This window comes from Pseudomonas sp. AFG_SD02_1510_Pfu_092, from assembly GCF_003331055.1.
Taxonomy (GTDB): Bacteria; Pseudomonadota; Gammaproteobacteria; order Pseudomonadales; family Pseudomonadaceae; genus Aquipseudomonas.
In genome coordinates, this window is the sequence record NZ_PUQD01000118.1 from 1 (window position 1) to 2,913 (window position 2,913).

Consider the following 2,913-nt stretch of genomic DNA (forward strand, 5'->3'; position numbering starts at 1 on the left):
CCGTCGTCGTCGTTCCAGTCACGGGGTGGGTGGACGAACTTCGGCAGGGCTTCGGGACCTTGCTGCATGAACAGACGGGCAATGGCCCAGTAGGCTTCGCCGCGGTAGAGGTCGTGGGTGAAGAACACGCGGTCGATGACTTCGTTGGTTTCCGGGTTGCGCACCGACAGCATGACGTTTTCGATCAGCCCGCCGTGGCCGGGGGCATAGACGCGGTAGACCTCGGCGGTGACGTCGTCCCAGTTGTAGGCGACTGGTTTGACGCCCCAGTGTTTGCGGCTGAACAGGTAGATGTAGTGAAATCTGAATTGATAGAGATAGATTTTGCGTCGTAGGCGATTGAAGCGGATTGGTTCGTTCCGTGGGAGCAATAAATCCATCTTTACATATGTTGCAGTCGCCCACATGCCAATTAAGGTTGCTAACGTCCCGAAGAGGTCGACGGCCCAATCACTCGACCATAGGATGTCAGAAAACCTCCAATGCATGTAGATGAATGCAACTATAATAAAAGCCAAAATCGGTCCGCCTACCAGCACCGCGACACCACGCAAACTGACAGTGAATCGGGGAAGCTCCAAGCACACGTCATCACAGTAGTTTGGTGGGGGATCGATATCTTCAAGGCTTAAACGGGGAACGGCATCCGAACTGACATCAGGCAGGTCATGACTCCAGCACAACGCTCGTTCCGAAAGAACCCTGGTTTTAGCTTTCATTCATTCGCCTCCTTAATAAAAGTCTCGACATATGCATCTGGGAATCTTCTACCTGGCCAGTAACTAGTAACCTATCAACAGTGTCGCGGCATCTAACGGTATGCAGCCCAATAGTCGTCATCAGTTCCACAGCACCCGTCACCCACCCTGCCTCCCCTAGCGTTGAGCGTGTACGTAGCAACTTTCTTTCTTGTTGACGCCATGCAACGGGCATTCGGGTCGATGGCCTACCAGTAAGACCGGTTTCATTGCGCCTCTCCTTCTGAGGGTGCGGTGCGGGATTCGAGATCGATCGCCTCTGGCCAGTGAACCTTGGGGGCTAGGCAGTGCATGTGGCTCAGACCGTCGTCGTCGTTCCAGTCACGGGGTGGGTGGACGAACTTCGGCAGGGCTTCGGGACCTTGCTGCATGAACAGACGGGCAATGGCCCAGTAGGCTTCACCGCGGTAGAGGTCGTGGGTGAAGAACACACGGTCGATGACTTCGTTGGTTTCCGGGTTGCGCACCGACAACATGACGTTCTCGATCAGCCCACCGTGGCCGGGGGCGTAGACTCGGTAGACTTCGGCGGTGACGTCGTCCCAGTTGTAGGCGACTGGTTTGACGCCCCAGTGTTTGCGGCTGAAGATGAAAATGCGGTCATATCGAAACTCATAAATATATATTTTTTGGCGAAGTCTATTAAAGCGAATCGGCTCATCTCTAGGCATAACAAGATCAAGCCTGACATGGGGGATCAAAGCCCACAACAATAGTGGAGGGGCAATTGTCGATACGTTTATCAACCAATCCCGCTGCCAGCCGTCATGCAAAAGACTCCAGTATAGGTAAAGCGTCATTCCGAGAACAAAAAGCAAGCCCGGAACTCCAAGTAAAAATATAACCCCGCGAAGAATTATGCTTTTCCGCGGCAACTCGAGGCACACATCATCAAAAAAATTGGGCGCTGGGTTAACGTCCGCCCATACTTTCCGCCACTCTGGTACTTCATCCACCTTGGGAAGGTCGTAACTCCAGCCCAAGGCGCGCTCCCACAAGATCTTGCCATCACGTTTCACTCGTTAGCCTCCCTGACACAGATCTCAATATAACCAGTTGGCACACTTCGGTCCGGCCAGTACATTACCAACAGCGTAGCGGCCACTATACTGTGTTTTCCTATAGTCGCCATGAGCGATACCGAACCCAACATATCTAGTTGGCTGAGTCCAGAGGAAGAAGATTTTCGCTTCTCGCTAATGGAATATTGACGGTCATAATCGGGAGTCCGTGGCGCTGCAAAGCTGGAAAATGAAGACGACGATAGGGGCTCTTCAGCGGTTGCAAAAAAATCGCCCGAAGCAATAGTTTCCCCGCCGACGTAATCAGGGTAATTTCCGTCGCCGTGACGATGCACAATCAATTTCCAACGGTACCTCGAGTACCGCTCATCGTACATAGGCAAAGCAATGAAAAAATTTAGCTTCCTGATTATTTCAACGCCAGTCACACCTCCAATTTTAGGAAGGCCTGGCTCAGTCGCCAAGCGTGACTCAAAATTTAACTTCGCCTGAACGCCGAGCGTGGCAGCGTTTAGTTCGGCAAAAGCGATATCCGCATGTACTGGAGCATACCAATGAACGACCGGCTTTTCGTCTGCCTTGCCAAAATGGCACCGCCTTATCCAGCGCTCCAAATCAGTTGATTCATTTTCCTGAGCGCGTTTGCTTAGTTGATAAGCAGCAAGCGTAACGGCAATCGCAATTCCCAACGGTCCAAGAACCAAGGGCTTGAATACGGCGATTCCGAACGCGATAGTGCCGACACCATAAAAAACGGCTGAAGATAAATGTTGGTAGCGCGCGGTTTCATCACCCGCACTGGCGGTGCGCCTCATAGCAGTGATTGCTTGAGCCGTATCAAACACCCCTGCAATCGAACTTACCAAAGAACCAAGCCTTATCAAGGTCCCTCCTACGATTGCGACATTCTTTGCCCACGCCATATCTAAAGGCCCGGCACTTGACTTCAGAATGAGCCCAACAAGCTCGACTTGCCCGCCCAATATCCCCAATAAGGAGCCCTGCAACGCCAACTTGGCCTCATGCGCTTTGGGCCCAATCTCCGCTTCCGCCTTTTCCTGATTCCTGCCCAAGCTGTCTGACTGCAAATACAACCCACCTATCGCCAATAGGACTTCCCAACTCCCAGCCAC

Annotated in this window: 3 protein-coding genes; all 3 read right to left on the minus strand. The window is 52.5% G+C overall.

All coding sequences use genetic code 11. The features are described 5' to 3' along the window. On the minus strand, positions 1 to 719 hold a 719-nt coding region (locus C6A77_RS26045), incomplete at its 3' end, for a DUF6708 domain-containing protein (protein WP_241507454.1). A 245-nt stretch (positions 720 to 964) separates the two neighbouring features. Then, on the minus strand, positions 965 to 1,777 hold the full coding sequence (locus C6A77_RS26195) for a DUF6708 domain-containing protein (protein ID WP_346330251.1): 813 nt from the start codon (positions 1,775 to 1,777) through the stop codon (positions 965 to 967). Continuing rightward, on the minus strand, positions 1,774 to 2,913 hold a 1,140-nt coding region (locus tag C6A77_RS25045; RefSeq protein ID WP_206605927.1), incomplete at its 5' end, for an oxidoreductase. The genes C6A77_RS25045 and C6A77_RS26195, both read right to left, overlap by 4 nt.